Origin of the sequence: Azorhizobium oxalatiphilum (genome assembly GCF_014635325.1) — a bacterium.
Lineage (GTDB): Bacteria > Pseudomonadota > Alphaproteobacteria > Rhizobiales > Xanthobacteraceae > Azorhizobium > Azorhizobium oxalatiphilum.
The window spans coordinates 309238-327974 of the sequence record NZ_BMCT01000002.1; the positions used below are offsets into that span (position 1 = coordinate 309238).

An 18737-nucleotide genomic window follows, 5' to 3' on the forward strand; every position below is an offset into this window, starting at 1 on the left:
TCCACGCTTCCGTAGCGGGAGATCGGGCCTGCGGCCCTCCGTCATACGATCTCGGCTTCCACGCGCGCCGCCTTACGACTGGCGTGGATGAAGGCCAGCACGAAGACGACGGAGAGAAGCAGAACGATGGTCGGGGCCGGAGCGCTGTCGACGAAGAAGGACAGATAGACACCGAGAAACGAGCCGGCCGCGGCGATCATGACCGCCACCACCAGCATGGCGCTGAAGGTTCGGGTCAGCAGGAAGGCGATGGCGCCCGGCGCGATCAGCATGGCCACCGCCATGATGAGCCCCACCGCCTGCAATGCGCCGACGATGGCCAGCGATATGAGCGCCAGCAGGCCGTAATGGAGCAGGTTGACGCGAAGGCCGACCGCCCGCGCCTGTGCGGGATCGAAGGCGTGCAGCAGAAAATCCTTCCACTTCAAGCCGATGATCGCGGCTGTGACGGCGGCGATAAGGGCAGCCTCGCCGATATCCCGCCAGGAGACGCCCAGCATGTCGCCGAACAGGATGTGATCGAGATGGACGTCGGACCGGATCCGTACGTGGAGGACAAGGCCGAGGCCGAACATGCCGGCGAAGACGACCCCCATCACCGTGTCCTGCTTGATGCGGCTGTTGTCCTTCAGGAAGCCGGTGGCGACGGCGCATAGCATGCCCGCCGTGAAGGCGCCGGCAGCGAAGGGCAGCCCGGCCATATAAGCGAGGACCACACCGGGAAAGACTGCGTGGCTGATCGCATCCCCCATCAGTGACCAGCCTTTCAGCACCAGAAAACAGGACAGCAGCGCCATCGGCACCGCCACCAGCACCGATATGACCAGCGCGTTCACCATGAAGTCGAACTGGAAGGGCGCAAGCAGGGTCTGGATCATGGGGCGGCCTCCAGCGCCCGCGCCGCGCGGCGGCGAGCCGCCAGCATGCCGTGCCTGGGGGCGAAGACGAAGGCGAGCAGGAAAAGCGCCGTCTGCATCAGGACGATGATGCCGCCGGTCGCCCCGTCGAGAAAGTAGCTGACATAGGCACCGGCAAAGCTGGTGATCGCGCCGATGGCAACCGCGATGGCGAGCAGACGCGGAAAGCGGTCGGTCAGCAGATAGGCGGTCGCACCGGGCGTAACCACCATGCAGATGACGAGGAAGGCGCCCACCGTCTGCATCGCGGCCACCGTCGAGGCCGACAGCAGCGCGAAGAACATGAATTTGAGCACGGTCGGATTGAGCCCGATGGAGCGCGCATGGGTCTCGTCGAAGAACGTGACCATCAGATCCTTCCACTTCACCAGCAGCACGGCCAGCGAGACGAAGCCGATGATCGCCAGTTGCAGCGTGTCTTCCGGCGTGATGGCGAGCACATTGCCGAGCACGATGGTCTGGATGTTCACCGCCATGGGGCGGAGCGAGACCATGAACAGGCCGAGGGCAAAGAAGGCGGAGAAGGTCAGGCCGATGATGGCGTCTTCCCGCAGCCGGGTGCGCTGATTGAGGAAGAGCATCGCACCTGCGGCCAGACCTCCGGCGAAGAAGGCGCCGATGGAGAACGGAAGCCCGAGCATATAGGCTCCGGCCACGCCGGGGACGATGGAATGGGAAAGCGCGTCGCCGATCAGCGACCATCCCTTCAGCATGAGATAGCAGGACAGGAAGGCGCAGACGCCACCGACCAGGGCCGAAACCCACATGGCGTTGAGCATGTAGTCGTAGGCGAAGGGTTCAAGCAGGCCCGCCGTCATGCCGGCCCTCCGCCGCTGCCCGTCATGGACTGCGCCCTGGCCCGACTTCCTTCGAACACCAGCGGCCGCTCGTCGTCCGTGTAGACCTCCACGGGAACGGGCGTGCCGTTCCCTGCCGCGTTGAGCACGAAATGCCGCAGGACGCCGCCGAAGGCCCGTTCGAGATTCTCCTGCGTGAAGGTCTCCGCTGTCGGGCCATAGGCGAGCACCGTTCCCTTGATGAGGACGGTCCGGTCGCAGAATTCGGGGACGCTACCCAGATTGTGGGTGGAGACCAGCATGATGCGCCCCTCGTCGCGCAGTTCGCGCAGCAGGGCGATGATCTGCTCCTCGGTCTTTACATCCACGCCGGTGAAGGGCTCATCCAGCAGGATGACACGGCCGTCCTGCGCCAGCGCGCGGGCGAGAAAGACGCGTTTCTTCTGCCCGCCGGACAATTCGCCGATCTGGCGCTTGCGGAACTCGCCCATATTGACCCGGGCGAGCGCCCTGTCGACGGCCGCATGATCGGCCGCCTTTGCCCGGCGCATCAGGCCCATATGGCCGTAGCGGCCCATCATCACCACGTCCTCGACCAGAACCGGGAAGTTCCAGTCCACCTCCTCGCTCTGCGGCACATAGGCGACGAGGTTCCGGCGCAACGCATCCCTGACCGACAGGCCAAGGATGCTGATGTCGCCGCGCGCGCTCCGCACGAAGCCCATGATGGCCTTGAACAAAGTGGACTTGCCCGACCCGTTCACCCCCACCAGTGCGGTGATGGTACCCGTCGGAATCTCGAACGAAGCGTTCCGCAGCGCGGTATGACCGTTGCGATAGGTGACGGTCACATCGCGCACGGCAATGCCGCTGCCGGATGCGGTCATTGCGTCAGGCCCTCGGACAGCCCCTTGGCGATGGTGGAGGATGTCACCTGAAGCAGGTCCAGATAGGTGGGCACGGGACCGTCCGCCTCGCTGAGGGAATCCACGTACAGCACGCCGCCGTAATAAGCTCCGGTTTCCCGCGCCACCTGCCGGGCCGCCTTGTCCGACACCGTACTTTCGCTGAAGACCGTCGGAATCCGGTTCGCCCTGACGGCGTCAATGACCTTGCGCACCTGCTGCGGCGTGCCCTGCTGATCCGCATTGATCGGCCAGAGATAGAGCTCCTTCAGGCCGAAATCCCGGGCGAGATAGGAGAAGGCCCCCTCGCTCGACACCAGCCAGCGCTTGTCCGCCGGGATCTTGTCGAGGGTGGCGCGGATCGGGCTGATGGCCGCCTCGATCTTGCGCTTGTAGGCGTCCGCATTGGCCGTGTAGGTCGCGGCATTCCTGGGATCATGCCGGACGAAGGCGTCGCGGATATTGTCGACATAGAGGATGGCGTTCTTCGGCGACATCCAGGCGTGGGGATTGGGCTTGCCCCTGTAGGGGCCATCGCTGATGCCCATCGGCTCGACGCCGGCCGAGACGACGACCTCGGGCACATCCTTGAGGTTGCGGTAGAATCTCTGGAACCAGAGCTCCAGATTGAGACCGTTGGACAGGATGAGCTGAGCCCCCTGGGCGCGCTGGATGTCACCAGGCGTGGGTTGATACTCATGGATTTCCGCGCCGGGCTTGGTGATCGACTCCACGATCGCCGCATCCCCCGCCACGTTCCGCGCCATGTCGGCGATGACCGTGAAGGTGGTCACTGCCTTGAACTTCTGCGCCCCTCCCTCCTGAGCCACTGCCGGTGCCGTCGCCAACACGGCGGCGAGCCCCACACCCATCATTCCGAAGAGAAACGTCCGCCGGATCGCAGAGGGCACACATGCCTCCTTTTGCAAATGGTTCGCATTTGCAGGCATGATCGATGACCTTGCGGAACTTTGCAAGTGCGAATGATTTGCAATTTTATCGCAACGACGCCGCGCGGGCTCGTTGCGCTATGCAGACGCCCCCACTCACGCCAGAGTTAGGCGGACGCCTCAGCGGACGCTCAGTGCAGGTTAAAGACCCCACCCACCGTCCGCAGTTCGGCCGGCTTGATCAGGCGGTTATGGACCACGCGCACCTCATGCAGCGGGCCATCCAGCTCGCGCTGCCAGAATTCAAGAAAGCGCTTCAGTTCAGGGAAACGGGGCGAGAGGTCGTAATCCTGCCAGATATAAGTCTGTAGGAAACTGGGATGATCGGGCATGCGATAGAGGATGTGGGCCGTCACCAGCCCGTAACCGGCCATCTGCCGGGCAAAATCCGACTTGGCAAAATCCGACGACGCCATGGATTGAACCCTCCGCCTATGCTGAACCTCGTGGTTGGGCCGAATGAAACAAGTGTCGGCTACAGAGCTTGCCCGTGGCAAGTTTAAGGAATGATTTATTACGCAATTTCAAGTCTTTAGCAGCGAAACACCGCGACTGCTAACAACGCCTGTTTGATGGGCGATCGCCCCCGGCCCTGCTGGCCGACGGGGCATCTGGCACTCTCTGTTGCGGAGTGCTAATTAAAACGCGAAGCCCCCCTTGTGGCCGCCCCGGCGGCCTCTTAGATGGCCTTGCGTGACCGGGACCCGGCCTTGGGGGCGGCCCGGAGAAAAAACCTAAGCAATGGAGATTCCCGATGGGTTTCCGTCCTCTGCACGACCGCGTGGTCGTGAAGCGCATCGAAGCTGAGCAGAAGACCGCTGGCGGCATCATCATCCCCGATACCGTCAAGGAGAAGCCGCAGGAAGGCGAAGTGGTCTCCGTGGGTCCGGGCGTGCGCAACGAGAAGGGCGAGCTCGTCGCCCTCGACGTCAAGGCTGGCGACCGCGTGCTGTTCGGCAAGTGGTCTGGCACCGAAGTGAAGATCGACGGCCTGGATCTGCTCATCATGAAGGAGAGCGACATCCTGGGCGTGACCGCCTGAGATCCGTCTCTTCCGACGATTTCCTGACAACCGTCATAACCTGAAGGAACAGGCACAATGGCTGCCAAGGACGTAAAATTTGCCGGCGAAGCGCGCGAGAAGATGCTGCGCGGCGTGGACATCCTCGCCAATGCCGTGAAGGTCACGCTGGGCCCCAAGGGCCGCAACGTCGTGATCGAGAAGAGCTTCGGCGCCCCGCGCATCACCAAGGACGGCGTTTCTGTCGCCAAGGAGATCGAGCTCGAGGACCGCATCGAGAACCTCGGCGCCCAGCTGGTGCGCGAAGTCGCCTCGAAGACCAATGACCTGGCCGGCGACGGCACCACCACCGCGACCGTGCTCGCGCAGGCCATCGTCCGCGAAGGCGCCAAGGCCGTTGCGGCCGGCATGAACCCGATGGACCTGAAGCGCGGCATCGACCTCGCGGTCGAGGCCATCGTCAAGGATCTGGCCGCCAAGGCCAAGAAGGTGACGTCCAACAGCGAGATCGCCCAGGTCGGCACCATCTCCGCCAATGGCGATGCCGAAGTCGGCAAGTTCCTCGCCGAGGCCATGCAGAAGGTCGGCAACGAGGGTGTCATCACCGTCGAGGAAGCCAAGACCGCCGAGACCGAGCTCGAAGTGGTCGAAGGCATGCAGTTCGACCGCGGCTACCTGTCGCCCTACTTCGTGACCAACGCCGAGAAGATGCGCGTTGAGTTCGAGGATCCCTACATCCTCATCCACGAGAAGAAGCTCGGCAACCTGCAGGAGCTGCTGCCGGTTCTGGAAGCCGTGGTGCAGTCCTCCCGTCCGCTGGTCATCGTGGCCGAGGACGTCGAGGGCGAGGCTCTGGCCACCCTCGTGGTCAACAAGCTGCGCGGCGGCCTGAAGGTCGCGGCCGTGAAGGCCCCCGGCTTCGGCGATCGCCGCAAGGCCATGCTGCAGGACATCGCGATCCTGACCGGCGGCCAGGCGATCTCGGAAGATCTCGGCATCAAGCTCGAGAACGTGAACCTCTCCATGCTCGGCCGCGCCAAGAAGGTGGTGATCGAGAAGGAGAACACCACGATCGTCGACGGCAATGGCGAGAAGGCCGACATCGAGGCCCGCGTTGCCCAGATCAAGGCGCAGATCGAGGAGACCACCTCGGACTACGACCGTGAGAAGCTCCAGGAGCGTCTGGCCAAGCTCGCTGGCGGCGTCGCGGTGATCCGCGTCGGCGGCGCGACCGAGGTCGAGGTGAAGGAGAAGAAGGACCGCGTGGACGACGCCCTGCACGCCACCCGCGCTGCGGTGGAAGAAGGCATCGTCCCCGGCGGCGGCGTGGCCCTGCTGCGCGCCATCAAGGTGCTCGAAGGCCTGAAGACCGAGAACCCGGACCAGAAGACCGGCATCGACATCGTGCGCCGCGCCATCCAGGCTCCGGCACGCCAGATCGTCGCCAACGCCGGTGATGATGGCTCGGTCGTGGTCGGCAAGATCCTCGAGAACGACACCTACACCTTCGGCTACAACGCCCAGACCGGCGAGTATGTCGACATGGTCGCCTCCGGCATCATCGATCCGGCCAAGGTGGTGCGCACCGCCCTTCAGGACGCTGCCTCCATCTCCGCGCTGATCATCACCACGGAAGCGCTGGTGGTCGAGCTGCCGAAGAAGGCTGCTCCTGCTCCGGCGATGCCGGGCGGCGGCATGGACTTCTGAGCCTTTCACGGCTTCGAAAGACAGAAGAGGGCGTCGCGCAAGCGGCGCCCTTTTTCATTGGGCGTTTCGCTGGTTCCCTGCTCGGCTTTCACGTCGGGAAGACGTGCACCGCCAGGGTGAAAACGCCGAAACAAAGAACCAGCATGACAATAAGGATGCCTTCGAGCACCCGCGCGCCTTCGTCTTCCACGGCTCCAGCTCCCACCACAGCTGAAGCTCACGCTCTCACCGCCCGGGAGTGCCGAAGAAGGGATAGGATGACGCACAAATGCATCCGCTACCGCCCAAGCGGTGCGTGATTTCATCCCAGCGTGGCGACATGTCCCGCGTCAGGTCGGGAACGGATGCATCGTCAGGGTGAATGCGCCGAGACCCATGACCGGCAAGAACATGTCCGTGTAATCTGGCCGTCACACGGCGGAGCTATCGGGCTGCATGAAATTCATCGAGAGCTTCCAGCTCCTGCCCTTCCTCGACACCGTGGTCAGCTATGTGGCTGCCTTTGTCTGCGGCACGCTGATCGGTGCGGAGCGGCAGTATCGCCAGCGCACGGCAGGCCTGCGCACCAATGTGCTGGTCGCCATGGGCGCAGCCGGCTTCACCGATCTGGCGCAGGGCATTGCCGGCGACACGGAAGCGGTACGCGTCATTTCCTATGTGGTTTCGGGCATCGGCTTCCTGGGAGCCGGCGTCATCATGAAGGAGGGGCTCAACGTTCGCGGGCTCAACACGGCGGCAACGCTGTGGTGCTCGGCGGCGGTGGGGGCCTGCGCCGGTGTGGACCGGCTGGCCGAGGCCGCCTTGCTGACCTTCTTCGTGATCGCCGGCAACACGCTGCTTCGGCCGCTGGTGAATGCCATCAACCGCATTCCCATCCGCAGCGAGAGCGTGGAGGCCACCTATGCGGTGAGCCTGACCACCGCCGTGGAGCGGGCCGGCGTGATGCGCGATCTGCTGGAGGAGCGGCTGGAGGCCGCCCAATATCCCGTCGCCGAGCTGGAAGTTGAAGAGCGGGGAGAGGAGCAGGTGGAGATCATCGCGACCCTCACCTCCACCGAAGCCGATGGCGCGGAGCTGGACGCAGTGGTGCAGCGTCTTCAGGCGCACCCCGGCGTCGCGCACGCCACCTGGAGCGCGACGACCAGTTCCTGAGACCGGCGGCTTCGGGCGCTGACGGGAGCGAGGCACAGCCTCCCCTGCGCTCCACCTCGACGGACGGGCGTTGCGCGCGGTTCGGACGGCGTATTCCCGACGGTCAGTCCTTGAGGTCGGATGGCACGACGCCGCCATTGGCGGCCAGCTTCGCCATCACCTGCTTGTGCAGCCAGACGTTCATGGTGGCGGAATCGCCTGTGTCGCCATCGTAATGGAGCTCCTTCGCCAGCTCCTTGCGGGCGGCGAGCGAGGAATCCAGCCCGAGCAGCTTCATCAGATCGACGATGGAATGTCGCCAGTCGAGCTTCTCGGAGGTCTTCGCCGCGAGGCCGTTGAGCACGGCCGCGACATCGACGCTCTGTACTGGCGCGGCGGCCGGCGGGGGAGCTGCGGCAGGCGCCTGAGCCGCGTCCGGTGTGGCTGTGGGCGGCGGCGGGCTGGCTTCAGCCTGTGCACTGGAGCCGAAAATGGCCGACATGATCCTTCCGAAGACACTCATGTGATCCTCCTGGCCGGATGTGGAGCCAACAGGATCATCCGCCGAGGGCGGCTCGGGTTCAATCGAAACCGGATCGCGGGTGCGCCTTTTTGTCCGAGCCGTCCGGGAGCAAGGCCATCTCCCGGACCGTTATTTTAAAACGGCTATCGATAGATCGAGGTTTCCCGAGGGGAGATCGCATTCCCGCTCTTTGTTCCGTAAGGTGATTGCCTTCGGACGACTCAACGATATATTCAAACGAATATAACGAGCGCTGCGGGATGCAACTGATGTTGTCCGCCCTCCCGCGCAATCAATAGCCCTTCAGTCCACGGGATCGGCCCCTGCGGTCCCGGCCTCATCAATGCAGGTTTTTTATGCGCAGATTGCTTCTCCGCGCGACGGCTTCGTCGTGCGCGCTTCTGGTTGCGATGGCAGCGGCCAAGGCCCAGCAGGTATCGACCGAGACTGAGACCGGAGTGTTCGAGCTCGGCCAGATCAATGTGGTGGGCGCCACCTCCGGCCCCAATTGGGGGGCGTTCGGCCCGGCCCTGTCCGAGACCACCCTCAGCAATGAGGAGATGTACACCTTCAACCGCAACCGCCTCGACGATGCCCTGACGCTCGCCCCCGGCGTTGCCACCTCCAAGGGTGGCGCCCGCAACGAGCCCACGGTCTCCGTCCGCGGCTTCAATCTCTGGCAGGTGCCGGTCTCCATCGACGGCGTGCGCGTCTACCTGCCCTATGACAATCGTCTGGACATCAGCCGCTTCCTCACTCCGGACCTCTCCGAAGTGCAGGTGCAGGAAGGCTACGTCTCCATCCTGAACGGCCCTGGCGGCATGGGCGGCGCCATCAACCTCGTCACCCGCAAGCCCACGCGCGCGGTGGAAGGCGAAATCCGGGCTGGCGTCGGCCTCGGCAATACGGGCACCTATACGAACTTCGACAGCACCTTCTCGCTGGGCACCCGGCAGGAGGGCTATTATGTGCAGGCCACCGGCACATTCTCGGATTCCGACGGCTTCTTCCTGCCGCAGGGCTTCACCGTCCTCAATCCCTGGGCCGAGGATGGCGGCCGCCGCAACCATTCCGAGACGCAGGACTGGCGCATCAATCTGAAGGCGGGCTTCACCCCCAACGCCACCGACGAATACACATTCAACTATACGGTGCAGCAGGGTGAGAAGGGCTCCCCCTACGACATCTACCATAATGTCCGCACGCCAAATGGCTTCCGCGGTTCGGCCAATGCCAACCAGACCCGCAACTGGGACTGGCCGGAATGGAACTGGCAGACGGTCTATTTCCTGTCGAAGACCGCGTTGAGCGAGCGCACATCACTCAACACACGCTTCTATTATACGTGGTTCGACAACACGCTCGCCGCCTATGACAACAACGCCTTCACCACCCAGTCCACGCGCGGCTTCAACTCCTTTTACGATGACCAGAGTTTTGGGACCGACCTTGAGCTGGTGCATCAGCTCACCGCGCAGGACACCATCAAGGGCGTGCTGACCTATCGTCGCGACAGCCATGCCGCACAGGACGAGAACACGCCCGGCCTGACCAGCACCAGCTGGGATCCCACCATCCGCCAGTCGGAAGCGGTGATGTCCGCCGGTGTCGAGAACACCCTGCATGTCACCGATCGCTTCGATTTCGTCACCGGCATCAGCTACAACTACCGGGACCTGCTGCTCGCCGAGGATTATGGCGACGTCAACGGCACCGGCGACCAGCTCTACAACCATCCGCTGACCACGGACGGCGCCGTCGACTGGCAGTTCGCCGCCATCTATCGCTATAGCGACACCGGTCGGGTGAGCGCCTCGGTGTCGAGCCGCACGCGCTTCCCCACCCTGTTCGAGCGTTTCAGCTCTCGTTTCGGTTCGGCCATCGCCAACCCCGACCTGGAGGCCGAGCGCGCCACCAATTACGAGATCGCCTGGAGCGATACGTTCGACAAGCGGCTGACGCTGGGGGCAACAGTCTTCTACAGCCAGGTGACAAACCTCATTCAGGGCGTCGACACCGTCCAGTGGAGCACCGCCAACGACACCTGGATCAGCCAGAACCAGAATGTCGGCAACAGCAACAATGTCGGCTTCATCCTGAAGGGCGAATGGCAGGCCACCGACACGCTGCGGGTGGGCGGGCACTATACCTACACGCACATCGACCTGGACTCGCCCATCGTCGGCATCGAGCCCACCGGAACGCCCGAGCAATATGCGTTCCTCTATGCCAAGTGGCAGGCGTGGGAGAAGCTGACCGTCATCCCCAGCGCCACCTTCGCGTCCTCGCGCTGGACCAGCCCGTCCTATGGCGCCGTCAGCTACGTACGCCTCGACGGCTTTGCCCTCGCCAATCTGTCGCTGGAGTATCAGTTCAACCCGCAGACCACCTTCTCGGTTGGCGTGCAGAACATCTTCGACAAGCAATATGAGACCGAGTGGTATTATCCGGAAGCCGGCCGGAACTTCTTCATCAATGGTCGCGTGACGTTCTGATCCTCAGAGGACACAGCCTCACCCCCTAAACGCTGGCAGCCCCGACCACCTTCGTGGCCGGGGCTGCGGCGATCTCAGGGTTGCCCCCGGAAACGGCGGGCCTGTTCCTCCAGGAACACCTTCGCCTGCTCGGCGACCCTGTCGATGGAGGCCTTGAGGGCGTTCACCGCACTGTCTATCTCTGCCGAGCTATGCAGGGCTGCGGTGAGTTCCACGGCGCCTCCTGCCAGTCCGGCATGTCGACCGACAACGATCCGGACGTGGGGAATTCCCATACCATCTACTTCACAGGGGGTGTGCCGCGTGGACACCTCTACGTCAAAGGTCTTCATCTCTGCCGTCCTCCCGGTTAGGTAGAAAAGCACCTCTTTAGATTGCTTTCAATCTGCAAAATACAAAGCACGATTGTACCACCCGCCAAACAGCAGGCTCCGGGCACCGTCTCAGGTTGATGCACCCTACCTATTTACCGACAGAGTGGATCGTCAGCCTTCAGCGGCGTGATCTGCCACAGGCTCTGGCGCCGGGGGCGCAGGAGCGGCCCCCACCACTTGTACCAAAGCTCGATGGCGGTTCCGTCCGAGGGCGGCAGCGGCAGGTTGCCGATGCCGTTCGCGATGCCGGCGATGCGGGCGCAGCCGGTGGCCGGACGGGCCGGCGGGCGGTAGGTGTCGGGGTGGATCAGCACCACGCGCGCATTCGGGATCGCCGCCTTCAGGCGGCCGCCGGACATGCGGTCGTCGGCCACCAGCGTCGGCCGGTCGCCGAACTGGGAGGCGATGACCGGCGCCAGCCCTTTCAGCGGCTCGGCAGCCACGCAGCGCCCGCACAGGCGCGGATCGGGCCACAGGGTCACGCCTGCGCGCACCAGCAGCACGCCGAAGGCGATGATGCCCGCCACCCACAGGAAGTGCTTCACCCGCCGCTGCCAGCCGCCGAGGCGCTCCAGCTCGGCGAAGACGTAGACCGGCGCCAGCAGGAAGAAGACGTGGAAATAGCGGTCGCGCAGGCTGGTGGAACCCATGGCCAGCGCGCCGATGAGCGTGCCGAACGTGCCGATGATGATGATGGTCCGCAGCACCCGGCGCGGGGCGGCACGATCTTCCGTGCTCGGGGTGGCATCCTCGCCCCGGTTGAAGGGCAGGAAGACGATGGCCACGACCGCAAGGAAGGGCAGCAGATACCCGACCCAGGCCCCCGCGAAGGTGTCCAGCACCTTGGCGATGCTGCCGTCGCTCGACGGCCCCACCACCTCGGCGGTGGCGGCCACCACGTCTTGCTTCATCAGATAGAGCGTCAGCGCGTAAGCGCCGAGCGGGATGGCGGCGACGAGAATGGTCAGCAGCAGGCGGCGATCGAGGATGGCGTTGCGGTAGCTCTTCTCGAACAGGCCGGCCACCAGCAGCACGCCGATGAAGGGCAGGAAGCCGAACTTGCCCAGCAGGCCGAACGCGATCCACAGGCCAAGGCCCGCATAGAGCCAGGCGGACGGGCGGCGGGTGATGGTGGTGAGCGTGAGGAAGGCGCCGGCAATGGCCACGATCATCACGTTGGAATGGGTCAGGATGCGGTGGCTGTGATAGCCGATCACCCACAGCAGAGAGAGCGAGAACACCGCCAGCGCCTGCAGGCGCGGATCCGCGATCACCTGCTTGGCGACGCGATAGACCAGCAGGCCGAGAACGAACAACAGGCAGTAGCGCTGGATCGCGTAGGGCAGCGTACCGGGGCCGAACAGCCACAGCAGCCCGTAGAGGATCCAGTCGAACAGCGGCGGATTGCGCGGCACGTAGGAGAGCTGGAATGACTGGACCAGATAGCTCTCGATGGCGTCGTCCACGTTGATGGACGATTCCAGCAGCCACGCCACCAGCAGATGGGCCAGCGCCCAGAGGCCGACGATGAGCGCGACACCCGACGGCTTCGCCCACCAGGGCGTGGGAGCCACCGGCGCCCGGCCATAAGGCGGGCTCCCGTAGCGCAATTCGTTGGGCACCGCTGTGGGCGAAAGGGGCACGACATCCTCCCAGGACGATGCGTCGATGGCCCCGGTCTATAGCCGCCTCGTCAGCGGCTGACTATTGCAGGGAAAGCACGCGCTGTTAGGAACGTTTCAAACGGTCGACAGCACCCTGAACCCGCTGCCGTGCGGCACTTCGCCCTCCACGGCCCCGCGCTCCACCTTGGTCACGGCGGCAGCACGCGGGCCGGCGAGGCAGGCTTCGGCCAGTGCCTCCACCTCCGCTTCCGGCCCGGCGACAACGGCTTCCACCGTGCCCTCGCGCCGATTGCGCACGAAGCCGGCGAGGCCGCGCGCCTGCGCTTCCTCGGCGAACCAGGCGCGATAGCCTACCCCCTGCACACGGCCATGAATGAGGAGGTGCAGGGCCAGAGCGTCTTCCATGGCCGGCCTCTACTTCTTCGTGCAGGGCGTGGCGGAGGCCTTCAGGGGCTCGAAGGCGTTCAGCGTGCCGCGCATGGCGAACTCGCCATAGTCCACCTTCAGTTCGCCGATGACGCCATTGTCATAGAGCGTGAAGGTCATCACGTAATCGGGCGTGCTCTCGCTCTTGGCGGCGTCGTAATAGCTCACGCTCACCGGATAATAGGTGTGGCCGGTGAGCGTGGTGCGAGCTGCCTCGAAAAGTTTTGGGGAATCGGTGGCGGCTTTCCCGATCACGGCGAGCGTGTTGTAGACCTTGGTGCCGTCGGTGGAGCCGTCGAACACCTTGGTTTCCAGAAGCGTCTCGCCCTTGGCTGCCGCCTCCAGCACATGCACCACGTGCTCGGTGGGCATCAGGATCTTCCCCTTGAGATCCACGGTGCGGGCGTCGGGCTTCTCGATCTTCACCTGCAGATCGCCATTGTCCTGCCGGCTGGCCTGCGCATCCACATCGGAGCGCGCGTCGCCATTCAGGCGGTCGCGGGTCTTGAACCGATAGGACTTGCCCTCCCCGTCCTCCCAACTGGTGGAAGCCATGTCGGATTTGACCGGATCACCCTCGCCCGTATCCAGCGAGGAGCTCTGGCGCATGTTCACCGTGTAGCCTTCGCAGGCATCACCGCGAATCTCGTAGTCGATCCGGCCGGTTGCGCTGTCGAGGCGGCCGGAGGCGCGGCCGGCATCCAGCGTCATGGCATAGCCTGCGCGGTGCGGCAGCAGCCCCTGAGCGGCGGCAGGCAAAAAACTGGCGCCGACAAGGACCAGAGCGAGGGCGGGCGAACCCAGCGGACGCAGCATCGGAAAGCTCCATGAGAGGGGCGCGGCGCTTGCGCCGTGCTCCCGGTTCGGCCAAGAGGGAGGCGCAAATTGCGCACTCGGTGTGGCAGGAGATGACAATGTCCCAAACCATTGAACAGAAACTGGCTGAACTCGGTATCACCCTGCCCAGCCCGACCGCTCCTCTCGCCAATTATGTCCCGGCGGTGCGCACCGGCAACCTCCTGTTCATTTCGGGCCAGGTCTCCATCGACAGCGCCGGCAAGATCGCCACCGGCAAGCTCGGCGCCGGCCTCGACATCGACACCGGCCGCGCCGCCGCGCGCCTGTGCGCCATCAACCTCATGGCGCAGGCGAAGGTTGCCCTCGGCGGCGACCTCGAGAAGGTGGTGCGCGTGGTGAAGCTGGTGGGCTTCGTGAACTCGGCCCCGGATTTCGTCGATCAGCCCAAGGTCATGAACGGCTGCTCGGACCTGTTCGTGGAAGTGTTCGGCGACAAGGGCCGCCATGCGCGTTCGGCGGTGGGCATCGCTGCCCTGCCCTTCGACGCCGCCTGCGAGGTCGAAGCCATCATCGAAGTGGCCTGAGCCGAGAAGCCCAGCCCATGAATCTGACAGCCCGCCCGGTGGCGCATCGTGGACTTCACGACGCCCCGGCGGGCGTCATCGAGAATACCGCCTCGGCCGTGGATGCGGCCGTGGCGGGCGGTTTCGCCATCGAAGTGGATGTCCAGCGCTCCCGCGACGGCGAGGCCATGGTGTTCCACGATTTCACGCTGGACCGCCTCACCACCGCGCAGGGGCCGCTTGCCGAGCGCTCGGCTGCTGAGCTGAAGGCCATCCCCTTCAAGGCCACCACCGACGCCATGATGACGCTGCCGGAGCTGCTGGCGCGCGTGGCAGGCCGGGCCTTGCTGATCATCGAGATCAAGAGCGATTTTTCCGGCGATACCCGCCTCGCCGTGCGTACCGCCGAACTGGTCGCAGCCTATGATGGCCCGGTGGCACTGATGTCTTTCGATCCGGAGATCGTGGCGACCGTTGCGGAGCGTGCGCCAAAGGTTTTGCGCGGGATCGTGGCCGAACGGCATTTCCACGACCCCGGCATCAGGCTCTCGGCCGCCCGGCGTTTCGCGCTGGCCCATCTGCTGCACTGGCCGCGCTCGCGCTTCCAGTTCGTCTCCTATCGGGTGGCGGACCTCACCGCGCCCGCGCCGCGCCTTGCGCGCCTGCTTGGCATGCCGGTGCTGACATGGACCGTGCGCACCGCCGATGATCGCGCCAGAGCCGCGGCCGGTGCCGACCAGATCACCTTCGAGGGGTTTCGCCCCTAAAAGAAATACCCAGCCAAGGGAGGCAGCCATGCGGACGTCTGTTTTCAGGTTTCATGCCAGCAGGATCGCTCTCTCTGCCGCATTGGCCGCCACGCTTGCCCTCGGTCCCGCCTTGCCCGCGCGGGCCAACGACACCACGGCCCATCTCGACGCCGGCGGGCTCATCTTCGTGCAGAACGACGTGGTGGAGATGAAGTCGGAAGACCTGTTCATCTCCACGGAGGAGGTGCGGGTGCGCTACGTCTTCCGCAACACCACCAAGGAAGACCAGAAGCTGCTCGTGGCCTTCCCCATGCCGGATATCGCCCTCAGCGAGGGCGATCTCTCCATTCCCGACAATGCGTCGGACAATTTCCTCGACTTCAAGACCACGGTGGACGGCAAGCCGGTCACGACAGAGCTGGAGCAGAAGGCCATCGCCCTCACGCTCGACCGCACCGAGGTGCTGCGCAAGCTCAACATCCCGCTCGCGCCCTACAAGGAAGGCGTGGTGAAGGCGCTCGATGCCCTGCCCGCCGACAAGGGCAAGGAACTCGTGGCCATGGGCCTCGTCTCCATCGACGAGTTCGATGCCGGTAAGGGCTGGGAGCGCCACTATGCCCCGCGCTGGACGCTCCGCTCCACCTACTACTGGACCCAGACCTTCCCCACCGGCCGCGACATCGTGGTGGAGCACAGATACAAGCCCAGCGTCGGCGGCTCCGCGGGCACGCTGGTCGGCTACAAGTCCCCCGACATGAGCATGATCGAGAACGAGCAGCGCCAGATGGCGCAGACCTATTGCATCGACAAGACGTTCCTCTCCGCCGTCGATCGCGCCACCAAGGCGCAGAAGGATGGCTCCGGCCCGCCCTTCAGCGACCTGCGGGTGCATTACATCCTCAAGACCGGAGCGAACTGGTCCGGCCCCATCGGGGATTTCAAGCTCACGGTGGACAAGGGCAAGCCAGAGAATCTGGTCAGCTTCTGCGGCAAGGACGTGAAGAAGATCAGCCCGACCCAATTCCAGATGACCGCCAAGGACTTCTGGCCGACGCAGGATCTGGGCATCCTGATCCTCCTGCCCCACCCCAAGCTGTAACCTCTCCCAACGGCACTGCGGCGCAGCATCTTTCCGGATCGCGCCGCAGGGGCCATGTTGTGCGGACATGACCGAGATCCGCATCCTCCCCTCCCTCGCCGACATCGCCGCCGCCGACTGGGACGCCTGTGCCGCAGGCGGCGCAGAGCAGCCGGAGCCCTTCGTCTCCCATGCCTTCCTGCGCGCACTGGAAGAATCCGGATGCGTGCGCGCCCGCACAGGCTGGCAGCCGCAGCATCTCGTGATGGACGGTGAGGACGGAAAGCCCGCTGCGGTAGCGGCCGCCTATCTGAAATCCCATTCCCGTGGGGAATATGTTTTCGATCAGGGCTGGGCCGACGCCTATGAGAGCGCGGGCGGCCATTATTATCCCAAGGTGCAGGTGGCGGTGCCCTTCACCCCCGTGACCGGGCAACGACTCCTGGTGCGCAGGGACACCGACCTCGCCACCGGCCGCGAGGCGCTGGGGGCGGGCCTCGTCCAGCTGGCGCGGCTGCGGGAGGCCTCCTCCGTCCATGTGACCTTCGCCACCGAGGAGGAATGGCTGGCGCTGGCCGATCTCGGCTTCCTCAGGCGCACGGACCAGCAGTTCCATTGGGTGAACGAGGGCTATTCCAGCTTCGATGATTTTCTGGAGGCTCTCGCCTCCCGCAAACGCAAGGCGCTGCGCAAGGAGCGGCGGGAGGCCGTCGCCGACGGCATCGAGATCGAGTGGCTGACCGGCAAGGACCTCACGGAGGCCGCATGGGACGCCTTCTTCGCCTTCTACATGGACACCGGCTCGCGCAAATGGGGCCAGCCCTATCTCAACCGGGCTTTCTTCTCGCTGCTAAGCCAGCGCATGGCGGACCAGTGCCTGCTGGTGATGGCGAAACGCGAGGGGCGCTACATCGCCGGGGCGCTGAATCTGATCGGCGCGGACCGACTCTATGGCCGCTACTGGGGCTGCATCGAGCATCACCCCTATCTGCATTTCGAGGTCTGCTATCATCAGGCGGTGGATTTCGCCATCGCACGCGGCCTCAAGGTGGTGGAGGCGGGCGCGCAGGGCGAGCACAAGCTGGCGCGCGGATATTTGCCGCAGACCACCCATTCCGCCCACTGGATCGCCGACACCGGCCTGCGCCGCGCCGTGGCGCAGTATCTGGAGCGTGAGCGCGCCTATGTGGCGCAGGCGAATGAGGATCTCTCCGCCCTTGGCCCGTTCCGGCGCGGCTCGGCGGAAGCCGAGGTGGAATAGCCCAACCTCTCCATTCCGGATCAGGCTCCCCCTGCCGGTACGTTGCAGTGGAGAGCGAGCGATCGTAAAACGCAGCAAGGATCAGGGGGAAACAATGACCTATTGCTGCGGTGTGCTGGTGCGTGACGGGCTGGTGATGATCGCGGACACCCGCACCAATGCCGGCCTCGACAACATCTCCACCTTCCGCAAGCTGCACATTTTCGACGAGCCGGGCCACCATGTGCTGGCGCTGGCCTCGGCCGGAAACCTCTCCGTCTCGCAGTCGGTGGTGAGCCTGCTGCATGAGGGTGTGGAGGACCACGAGGCCGGCGAGCGGCAGATGCTGCGCGACAGCAAGACCATGTTCCAGGCCGCCCAGCTGGTAGGCCGCGCCATCCGGCAGGTGCACACCGTGGACGCCCACGCGCTGGAGCAGAGCAACGTCAGCTTCGACGTGTCGTTCCTGCTGGGCGGACAGATCGTCGGCGGGCCGCTGCGGCTGTTCATGATCTATTCGGCGGGCAATTTCATCGAATGCACCACCGACACGCCCTTCCTGCAGATTGGCGAGCACAAATACGGCAAGCCGGTCCTCGACCGCGCCGTGACCTATGACATGAACATCTCGGATGCGCTGAAGAGCAGCCTCATCTCCATGGACAGCACCATGCGCTCCAACCTCGGCGTCGGCCTGCCCATCGACGTGATGGTGCTGTGCCCGGACACGCTGGAAGCGGACCTGAACTACCGCATCGAGCCGGGCGAGCCCTATTTTCATGACCTGCGCGAGCGCTGGTCGGCTGCGCTGCGCGCGGCTCATTCCTCGATCCCGCGCCCGCCCTATCTGAAGAACGTGCGCTCCAAGGCCGACGAATAGGCTTTCCCGCCGTTCCACGGTCCCGAAACGCAAAACGCGCCGGCCTCCTTGTCGAGGCCGGCGCGTTTCGTTTGGGCTCACGCTTTCGCGTGGATCACTCGGCGGCGACCAGCTTGGCGGTCACGATCATGTCGGGATCACGCACCGGCTCGCCGCGCTTGATCTTGTCCACGTTGTCCATGCCGTCGATGACCTCGCCCCACACCGTGTACTGGTTGTCGAGGAAGCGGGCGTCGGTGAAGCAGATGAAGAACTGGCTGTCGCCAGAATCCGGGTTCTGGGCGCGGGCCATGGAGCAGGTGCCGCGCACGTGCGGCTGCGCATTGAACTCGGCCTTCAGCTTCTTGCCGGAGCCGCCGGTGCCGTTGCCGAACTGGCCGTCGCCGGTCTGGGCCATGAAGCCCTCGATCACGCGATGGAACGGCACGTTGTTGTAGAAGCCTTCGGTGGCCAGTTCCTTGATGCGCGCCACGTGGTTCGGGGCGAGATCGGGACGGAACTTGATGGTCACGTCACCCTTGGTGGTCTCGAGGACGAGCAGTTCTTCAGCCATTGGGG

20 protein-coding genes are annotated in these 18737 nt (G+C 64.6%); 9 read left to right on the forward strand and 11 right to left on the reverse strand.

Annotated features, from left to right (window positions below):
- Nucleotides 1-41: 41 nt before the first annotated feature.
- From IEW24_RS09940 to IEW24_RS09960, 5 genes are all read right to left on the reverse strand, one after another.
- Nucleotides 42-878 carry a metal ABC transporter permease gene (locus IEW24_RS09940; protein ID WP_188577997.1) on the reverse strand — a complete coding sequence of 279 codons (837 nt, stop codon included), beginning with the start codon at nucleotides 876-878 and terminating at the stop codon, nucleotides 42-44.
- A complete protein-coding gene (locus IEW24_RS09945; RefSeq protein WP_188577999.1) occupies nucleotides 875-1735 on the reverse strand; it encodes a metal ABC transporter permease in 861 nt (286 codons plus the stop codon). The genes IEW24_RS09940 and IEW24_RS09945 overlap by 4 nt, the downstream gene beginning before the upstream one ends.
- Nucleotides 1732-2601 (reverse strand): manganese/iron ABC transporter ATP-binding protein, encoded by an 870-nt coding sequence (locus tag IEW24_RS09950; RefSeq protein WP_188578001.1) that lies wholly within the window; start codon nucleotides 2599-2601, stop codon nucleotides 1732-1734. The genes IEW24_RS09945 and IEW24_RS09950 overlap by 4 nt, the downstream gene beginning before the upstream one ends.
- Nucleotides 2598-3494: a metal ABC transporter substrate-binding protein gene (locus IEW24_RS09955; protein ID WP_188578809.1), complete on the reverse strand. Its 897-nt coding sequence runs from the start codon at nucleotides 3492-3494 to the stop codon at nucleotides 2598-2600. The genes IEW24_RS09950 and IEW24_RS09955 overlap by 4 nt, the downstream gene beginning before the upstream one ends.
- Nucleotides 3495-3700: 206 nt before the next feature.
- A complete protein-coding gene (locus tag IEW24_RS09960) occupies nucleotides 3701-3985 on the reverse strand; it encodes an usg protein (RefSeq protein ID WP_188578003.1) in 285 nt (94 codons plus the stop codon).
- A gap of 338 nt (nucleotides 3986-4323) precedes the next feature.
- Here IEW24_RS09960 and groES point away from each other — a divergent pair, with 338 nt between their 5' ends.
- The 3 genes from groES to IEW24_RS09975 all read left to right on the forward strand — a co-directional run bounded on the left by groES (nucleotide 4324) and on the right by IEW24_RS09975 (nucleotide 7449).
- Nucleotides 4324-4611, forward strand: a complete 288-nt coding sequence (gene groES, locus IEW24_RS09965; protein ID WP_188578005.1) for a co-chaperone GroES — start codon at nucleotides 4324-4326, stop codon at nucleotides 4609-4611.
- A gap of 57 nt (nucleotides 4612-4668) precedes the next feature.
- On the forward strand, nucleotides 4669-6297 hold the full coding sequence (gene groL / locus IEW24_RS09970; protein WP_188578007.1) for a chaperonin GroEL: 1629 nt from the start codon (nucleotides 4669-4671) through the stop codon (nucleotides 6295-6297).
- 435 nt (nucleotides 6298-6732) lie between these two features.
- Nucleotides 6733-7449, forward strand: a complete 717-nt coding sequence (locus IEW24_RS09975; RefSeq protein WP_188578009.1) for an MgtC/SapB family protein — start codon at nucleotides 6733-6735, stop codon at nucleotides 7447-7449.
- A gap of 103 nt (nucleotides 7450-7552) precedes the next feature.
- Here IEW24_RS09975 and IEW24_RS09980 read toward each other — a convergent pair whose 3' ends face one another.
- The gene (locus tag IEW24_RS09980; protein WP_188578011.1) at nucleotides 7553-7951 is read right to left on the reverse strand and encodes a DUF3597 domain-containing protein; all 399 of its coding nucleotides are present in this window, start codon (nucleotides 7949-7951) and stop codon (nucleotides 7553-7555) included.
- Between the two features lie 458 nt (nucleotides 7952-8409).
- Here IEW24_RS09980 and IEW24_RS09985 point away from each other — a divergent pair, with 458 nt between their 5' ends.
- Complete coding sequence (locus IEW24_RS09985; RefSeq protein ID WP_188578012.1) at nucleotides 8410-10446, forward strand: TonB-dependent receptor plug domain-containing protein; 2037 nt, start codon at nucleotides 8410-8412, stop codon at nucleotides 10444-10446.
- A gap of 74 nt (nucleotides 10447-10520) precedes the next feature.
- On the opposite strand, the gene IEW24_RS09990 is transcribed toward IEW24_RS09985, so the two are convergent.
- The 4 genes from IEW24_RS09990 to IEW24_RS10005 all read right to left on the reverse strand — a co-directional run bounded on the left by IEW24_RS09990 (nucleotide 10521) and on the right by IEW24_RS10005 (nucleotide 13687).
- Entirely contained in the window at nucleotides 10521-10778 is a 258-nt protein-coding gene (locus IEW24_RS09990) for a hypothetical protein (RefSeq protein WP_188578014.1), read from the reverse strand.
- A 134-nt stretch (nucleotides 10779-10912) separates the two neighbouring features.
- On the reverse strand, nucleotides 10913-12463 hold the full coding sequence (locus IEW24_RS09995; protein WP_188578016.1) for a glycosyltransferase family 39 protein: 1551 nt from the start codon (nucleotides 12461-12463) through the stop codon (nucleotides 10913-10915).
- Between the two features lie 96 nt (nucleotides 12464-12559).
- Nucleotides 12560-12850, reverse strand: a complete 291-nt coding sequence (locus IEW24_RS10000; RefSeq protein ID WP_188578018.1) for an acylphosphatase — start codon at nucleotides 12848-12850, stop codon at nucleotides 12560-12562.
- Between the two features lie 9 nt (nucleotides 12851-12859).
- A complete protein-coding gene (locus tag IEW24_RS10005) occupies nucleotides 12860-13687 on the reverse strand; it encodes a cell envelope integrity EipB family protein (RefSeq protein WP_188578020.1) in 828 nt (275 codons plus the stop codon).
- 98 nt (nucleotides 13688-13785) lie between these two features.
- On the opposite strand from IEW24_RS10005, the gene IEW24_RS10010 reads away from it, so the two are divergent.
- The 5 genes from IEW24_RS10010 to IEW24_RS10030 all read left to right on the forward strand — a co-directional run bounded on the left by IEW24_RS10010 (nucleotide 13786) and on the right by IEW24_RS10030 (nucleotide 18179).
- Nucleotides 13786-14253, forward strand: coding sequence for a RidA family protein (locus IEW24_RS10010; RefSeq protein WP_188578022.1), 468 nt, complete (start codon nucleotides 13786-13788; stop codon nucleotides 14251-14253).
- A gap of 17 nt (nucleotides 14254-14270) precedes the next feature.
- Nucleotides 14271-14999 (forward strand): glycerophosphodiester phosphodiesterase family protein, encoded by a 729-nt coding sequence (locus IEW24_RS10015; protein ID WP_188578024.1) that lies wholly within the window; start codon nucleotides 14271-14273, stop codon nucleotides 14997-14999.
- A gap of 28 nt (nucleotides 15000-15027) precedes the next feature.
- On the forward strand, nucleotides 15028-16080 hold the full coding sequence (locus IEW24_RS10020; RefSeq protein WP_188578026.1) for a DUF4424 domain-containing protein: 1053 nt from the start codon (nucleotides 15028-15030) through the stop codon (nucleotides 16078-16080).
- Nucleotides 16081-16147: 67 nt separating this feature from the next.
- Nucleotides 16148-17320, forward strand: a complete 1173-nt coding sequence (locus IEW24_RS10025) for a GNAT family N-acetyltransferase (RefSeq protein WP_188578027.1) — start codon at nucleotides 16148-16150, stop codon at nucleotides 17318-17320.
- Nucleotides 17321-17414: 94 nt separating this feature from the next.
- Nucleotides 17415-18179: a proteasome-type protease gene (locus IEW24_RS10030; RefSeq protein ID WP_188578029.1), complete on the forward strand. Its 765-nt coding sequence runs from the start codon at nucleotides 17415-17417 to the stop codon at nucleotides 18177-18179.
- Between the two features lie 94 nt (nucleotides 18180-18273).
- Here IEW24_RS10030 and IEW24_RS10035 read toward each other — a convergent pair whose 3' ends face one another.
- Entirely contained in the window at nucleotides 18274-18732 is a 459-nt protein-coding gene (locus IEW24_RS10035; RefSeq protein ID WP_188578031.1) for a peptidylprolyl isomerase, read from the reverse strand.
- Nucleotides 18733-18737: the final 5 nt, after the last annotated feature.